Genomic DNA, 569 nt, shown 5'->3' on the forward strand with positions numbered 1-569 from the left:
AAGGAGCTGGACATGAAGCGAGGTCAGAAGACGGGTGCGGAGCAGGTGGTGCTGAAGCTGCGCCAGATTGAGGTGCAGACGGCCCAGGGTAAGAGTTTGGCGATAGCGTGCCGGGAGGCGGGGATCTCCGAGCAAAGTTACTATCGCTGGCGCAAGGAGTACGGCGGCCTGCAAATCGACCAGGCCCGTCGGATGAAGGATTTGGAGCGCGAGAACGCTCGATTGCGCCGGCTCGTGGCTGACTTGTCCCTGGAGAAGCAGGTGCTGGCGGATGTCGCCTCGGGAAACTTATAGCCCCGGAGCGACGCCGGCAGGCAGTCGACGCCATCCAGGAGAAGTACGGCCTCTCGGAGCGTCACGCCTGCCGGATCGTCGGCCAGCACCGAGGCACGCAACGCTACGTGCCCACGGTACCGGCTGACGAGGATGCGCTGACCCGCGCCATCATCGCCTTGGCGTCCGAGTACGGACGCTACGGCTACCGCCGCGTCACCGCATTGCTGCAGGCAGCGGGCTGGCAGGTGGGGAAAGACCGGGTTCAGCGGATCTGGCGTCGTGAGGGGCTCAAG

Annotated in this window: 1 pseudogene; it reads left to right on the forward strand. The window is 65.2% G+C overall.

Features of this window, described 5'->3' with window-relative positions:
- Nucleotides 1-12 precede the first annotated feature (12 nt).
- A pseudogene (locus FPV16_RS25900) lies at nt 13-569 on the forward strand (transposase); the annotation flags it as partial.

The sequence above is a fragment of the Methylobacterium sp. W2 genome, from assembly GCF_020662345.1.
Lineage (GTDB): Bacteria > Pseudomonadota > Alphaproteobacteria > Rhizobiales > Beijerinckiaceae > Methylobacterium.